We start from the raw sequence: 5696 nt of genomic DNA on the forward strand, positions 1-5696 counted from the left end.
AAAAGGTATAGATATTAGCACATGTACATTTGACAGACTTAATGTGGCTTTTGAGAGTTTAACTGGATGTGAAGTTTCCCCTGAACAAGCAATTGGATTTGCAACGTTGTTAGGGTTAAAGGTTAAACGATAAAGCCTTATTGAACGAGTGCTTTAATTAAATAAACACTAAGCATTTATATACAAGTTATGCCTAACTTATATAGAAATGCTTTTTTTAAATAAACTGCCATTAAGACATTTTTTTTATTACAAAAAAATAGTTTTCCCTAAAAAAAGAATCTATCCGCCCAAAAATTCATAATTGCTCTCCTTATCTATTACTCTACGTTTTCTTCAACGGTTCCGAACGCTAAAGTCAGTGATTATTTTGACATCTAAAAATGACTATATTTTATATAAACTATTTCTAGAAATTCATGTATCACTTCTGCTAAATCCGGATATCCAAGTCTCGAGTTTATAAGTGCCTCTCTCAATGATTCGACACAGATCCTCAAGGGATTGGACTAACTCTTTTAAACAATACAATCCGTTCCTTAATATTAAGCCTTTTTCTCTTGCTATTTGAACTGAGTGTTCCATCCTGTACGAATTTTCCTGATATTGAAATTCAATATAACAACTGTTCCGATTCCAATTGAAATTGAAATCTTCAATTTTTAAACGCTTCATAACGCTTTTAAGCTTTTTTTCATATATATCTTGATCTGTTTGCATCCATTTGATCATACCATTTACCTACCTTCCTTATTTTATTCTTGGCTAATTCTTATCCATTGGAAGAATTGCAGAATATGGACTTATCTAAAGTAAAGTTACCCCAAGAGTGGTATATACAGTGGTTAGAGTGATTAAAAGAGAAGTAAATGGTAAACTTGTTCCATTAATGGGTGCATGAGTTAAACAGAGAGTTGCTACGGCAGCTCTTTTCTTATTCCACTATCGGTCAGGATAATTAAAGGAGAGTGTGAAAATGTGAGAACTTTACGTAGATGTAATTTCTAACCCATAATCCCGAGTACTTACCACTAATAAGAATCCCATCTGCCGAAAAGCTAACGCTACCATTTTGTTTGCCATTATTCCGTAACCTCTGTTACCCGTAGTTCTTTGTGCAGCAAAAATAACTGCATAGTTAAGGTGGTTCAGGAATTTCAATCCATAAAAGATTGGATGTAAAATTCAGCCCATAATGTAGCCCAAGATAACTGTAATCTAAGATTCTTTTCCATAAGTCTTCAATTTTCTGTTTTGTTGCAACAGCAAATATAATCTACGAACAAGTATTTCCTTCTTTTTTTTCTTCTCTAACACTTTACTTTTATGATTAAATGACATACTCGCACCTCAAAAAATTTAGTATTTTGATTATCAATGACATATATGTATGTGTAAGTTGAAGGTTGATAAAAAAATAGTATTGGTTTGTAAGAAAGTTTACTTTTTACTTCTTTTAGGGGGTCTTTAGTACCTCGATGTCTTGCTTATTTAAGTGTGTACGGACTTTTTGCTTAACGCTAATATTATTCGACAATATTCTTGTTTTTTTGTACTTCGTCTGTTAAAAATACCCTCTATAGGAAATAGACATTCCCAAATCTTTCAAAAGTCACGCCACTTTTTTCTTACCAAAATTATCTATACCGTAGGCAGAAGGTCGCTTCAGAGGATGATAAACTAACTTTTATAGAACCGATCAAGCGTGTGAGAAGAATAAGAACATAACAAAAGCGGGATTTTTCCAGATTCCTCATTTGTAGCATGTTGAGGAATTTAAAAAATGAAATCGCCAGTGTTTACGAATGGCTTACGGGTGCGTTAGTTAAATAAGAAGCAAAAAAGGCTCTTCAATTGAAGAACCTTTTTTTATTGCCGATAACGGGGATTGTAACAAGCCCTTTCCCAAGTCCTAGGAGGGGGCTTGTATCTTGTAGCAATTACTAAAGATGAGTGTCATTGAGTCTTGAAACTTTTTTACCATCTTTATAGTCAATGCAAGAAACTTCAATTAATAAACCATTAAATACTGTGAAATAAAAACCATAACTACTACCTCTCATTGTATAAGGTTCCTTGTCTATTTCAATGCCCCCAGCTACTAAACGATCATATGCTTGATCAACCTCACTTGAAGTTTCCACCAAAAAACCAATATGAAAAGCTTCAGGATATCTAATATCCTTTTTCTCCTTAAATGCTTTTGGATCACTTAACACGAGAATAAATCCACTCTCATCACTCATCACTACAAGAGCTCTTCCCTTTTGTTCCAAAAATTGAAGATCAAAATATGTTTCAAAGAAATGTCTAGCTTCTGATAAATCATCAACACATAGATTTAAATGATTCAACCTCATTCACTCATCTCCTTTTAACAATGATTATTCAGAAATAAACGTATTGACCAAAATCGGTAACACTTGTGTGTTTTTCTTCTAACGTGCAAATATTACTGATATGGGTTTCTTGTTCTTTATAGTTAGGTCAACCAGATTATATATATGCCACATAACATCACAATTATTCTTTTCTTACCTTTAAGTTAATCCCACATATAGGAAGAGCATATTCTAAACAATCATTTTCAAAACATGCTCTTCCTTCTTCATCTATCAATCTTTATTCCAAAGCTACAGACAATTAGCAAGGCTGCCTATAAAGTTTTGATTCCTTAATTTCACAGAAGATTATTAGAGTTTGCCATAAAACTAACTTGTTTTTTTATAAGATTGCCGATACATTTTTGCTGAGCTTTAACACCATACACGATTACTTCTTTAAAAAAAGAGGTCTTATACTCATTGTTTTAACCGTCATTATTTATTTTTTTAGCAGCATCCGTTAACGCATTCCAAATTATGTAAATATCCCTATTCTTAGTTCTCCAATTACTAAAAGCAGCACGTATTGCTGGCTTATTTTTATATATTGTAGGCGTTACAAATACTCGACCATCTTCATTTAATAATTCAATGAATTTATAAACCGTATCTGTTGTAAGTCCCTCTTGATTTAATGTAAAACAAACAACATTTAACCTTACAGGAGCTAACATAATAAACTGTTCACTTTGTTCAATCTTATCCTTTAACATACTTGCCATTTCAATATTTCTCTCAAAAAGTTCTTGATAACCTTTTTTCCCATACGCTTTTAGGGTAAACCATGCAGGTAGTGCCCTAAACCTGCGGGAATTTTCAGGGGTAAGGTGTATGAACTCGGGATTACTTATTGAACTGCCAAGATAAGCAGCGTTATTTTGAAACACTTCTACTTGTAAATGTTTATGCCGCGTAAATTGCATAGCAGAATCGTAAGGTACATTTAACCACTTATGAGCGTCTATTGTAATAGAATCAGCTAGGTTAATTCCTTCGACAAGTATTTTATACTTAGGTGAACACGCTGCAAATCCTCCAAAAGCTGCATCTATATGTAACCAAAAGTTGTAATCTTCTTTTAATTTTCCGATGGCAGACAAGTCATCAAAATCAACTGTATTAACTGTCCCGGCATTAGCTATAACGATACATGGTTCATTTTTATTTTCCTCAAGGTACGAACGTAATACTGATGTTTCTATAGCTTCTCGATTTAATTGAAGATCAATAGGTTGAACACATTCTCTTCCCATGCCTAACATAGCCAATGCTTTATAAACACTGGAATGTATTGCACCTCCTAAAACTTTAATAGGAGGGAGTTTAAAAAGACCTTGTTGAGACACATCCACCTTATAATGATGGGCGGCCCATTGTCTTGCTTGAGCAAGACCTATAAAATTTGCCATAGTTGCTCCACTTACAAATGTTCCACTATAATCCTTACTTAGGGAAAATAAATCTTTTAACATTTCTATTGTTTCGATTTCCATATAACCTGCAATGGAGTCTTCAGTCATCATAACATTTTGATCATATAAACTTGTAAGCCAATCACCTAGGATAGAGGCAGGGGTTGATCCTCCAGTGACAAATCCTAAGTATCTTGGCCCCGTACTAGCACTTAGGCTTTTAGAATATTCTTTCTCAAAAACATCCAATGCCTTATGAAGCCCTATTCCTTCTTCCAATAATTCTTGCCTGTTAATTTGATGATTCGAAACAGCAACTCGTCGTGAGTCTAGTTCTTTGAAAAACTTCTTTGTATGTTGAACAAATTTTTCTAAAATTAAGTCTATCTTTTCTTGATCTTTTTCCATTCTCTTTACCAAAAGTCTCACCACTTTCTATGATTAATAGATAGTTAACTAAACTAACGACAGGTTAGTGGGATAAGGGATGATAATCTGTTAAACCAATATACATCAATTTTGGGAATTGAAATGGCAAGAGCACCATATAAAACTATGAAAGGAGGAGAGTTATAAGATGCAGAATATGAACAAATATTTTCGTACGAGTGCAAGTATGGTTTACATTATGACCAATAATGAAGTAATGAATCAAATCATTGCCTTTTACAGGGATATGAATGGAATGCTCACCTTTACGGGTTCCTACCCAACTTATGGTAGAGGTACTGGTACAAAGGAAGTCTCCACTGCAACAGCAAACGATGGCATCGATCCTCTTGCTTCACAAGGCTCACTAACTTTGTCCCGTGATGGACGTTTCCTGCTTGCAATTAACGCAGGCAGCCATAGTATCAGCAGTTTTATCATTACTGACAGCGGTGGACTCGTTCTCGTGGATGTGAAGCCATCAGGAGGTGCTCAGCCCAATACCGTAGATGTGTTTGGTAATCTTGTCTATGTTGCCAATGTCGGTAATGCCGCCAATAATTTTGCATCCAATATCACTGGTTTTCGTCTAGATGGTAACGGCCGCCTTACTCCTATTCCCGGATCCACTCATTCTCTCAGTACCTTCAATGCTCAGCCGGCGCAGGTTCTCTTCACTCCAGATGGCAGTAAAATCCTTGTATCCGAGCTTACTTCAAACCATCTCACTGTATTCCATGTGAATCAAAATGGTACGGTTACAAGGCCAATCGTTAATGATTCTTATGGTGCAGGACCATTGGGCGCTTATTTTCTATCCTCAGGAATCCTCTTAGTTACGGAAGCAGTTGCAAATGCGCTGTCATCCTATTCAATGAGAAGGGACGGTACCCTTCATGTGATCAGCGGTTCTATACCGAACGGATATCAGACCGCTTGCTGGGTTGTAACTACGAGGGATGAACGTTTTGCATATATTACCAACACCTTAAGCGGTACCATCTCCACTTACCTAATCGATCGAAGTGGAGCTTTATCGGTTGTCAGGCATATCACCAGTACACCCACAGGCACAGCTCCTGGTCTGCCGATGGATGTTGGAGTGAGTAAAGATGGACGGCATTTTTACACCCTTAACGGAAACCAGGGTACAGTCTCCGTATTTAATATCCAAAATGATGGTAAACTGGTTAGATTGCAGGTTGCTGCTTGGACTAACGTTCCTTATTTTGGATCGCAAGGTTTAGCTGTTCTTTGATTCTAGTTACAATGAATTTACAGGTATAAGTAACTGACCTTTTTCATGAACGGGAGCGATTCTTCAATAAAGAAGGTTCTCCCTTTTCCTTATTCAAGTAACCAATCAGGCTGAATTAAGGTTTTGGATCAAATAATCGAATCGTCGGAGTCTTAATTTAAGTCTCAATAATTCTTCCGGTTTTTTTACTTATTACTCAACTTTCGCACCTAA

At 35.6% G+C, this 5696-nt stretch carries 3 protein-coding genes and 1 pseudogene; 2 read left to right on the plus strand and 2 right to left on the minus strand.

Translation table 11 applies throughout. The features are described 5' to 3' along the window. Positions 1-133, plus strand: a pseudogene (locus V7150_RS16570) (pentapeptide repeat-containing protein); the annotation flags it as partial. Between the two features lie 1810 nt (positions 134-1943). Here V7150_RS16570 and V7150_RS16575 read toward each other — a convergent pair. Next, the gene (locus V7150_RS16575; protein WP_335520578.1) at positions 1944-2360 is read right to left on the minus strand and encodes a VOC family protein; all 417 of its coding nucleotides are present in this window, start codon (positions 2358-2360) and stop codon (positions 1944-1946) included. A gap of 449 nt (positions 2361-2809) precedes the next feature. Continuing rightward, positions 2810-4204, minus strand: coding sequence for a pyridoxal phosphate-dependent decarboxylase family protein (locus V7150_RS16580; RefSeq protein WP_335520581.1), 1395 nt, complete (start codon positions 4202-4204; stop codon positions 2810-2812). Positions 4205-4373: 169 nt separating this feature from the next. Between V7150_RS16580 and V7150_RS16585 the strand changes: the two genes are divergently transcribed. Then, positions 4374-5483 (plus strand): lactonase family protein, encoded by a 1110-nt coding sequence (locus V7150_RS16585; RefSeq protein WP_335520584.1) that lies wholly within the window; start codon positions 4374-4376, stop codon positions 5481-5483. Positions 5484-5696 lie beyond the last annotated feature (213 nt).

The sequence above is a fragment of the Neobacillus drentensis genome (assembly GCF_036965245.1).
Lineage (GTDB): Bacteria > Bacillota > Bacilli > Bacillales > Cytobacillaceae > Neobacillus > Neobacillus drentensis_G.

Bases quoted from the DNA above. Each gene is read 5' to 3' on its own strand.
- V7150_RS16575 (WP_335520578.1), bottom strand. From the start codon at position 2,360: ATGAGGTTGAATCATTTAAATCTATGTGTTGATGATTTATCAGAAGCT.
- V7150_RS16580 (WP_335520581.1), bottom strand. From the start codon at position 4,204: ATGGAAAAAGATCAAGAAAAGATAGACTTAATTTTAGAAAAATTTGTT.
- V7150_RS16585 (WP_335520584.1), top strand. From the start codon at position 4,374: ATGCAGAATATGAACAAATATTTTCGTACGAGTGCAAGTATGGTTTAC.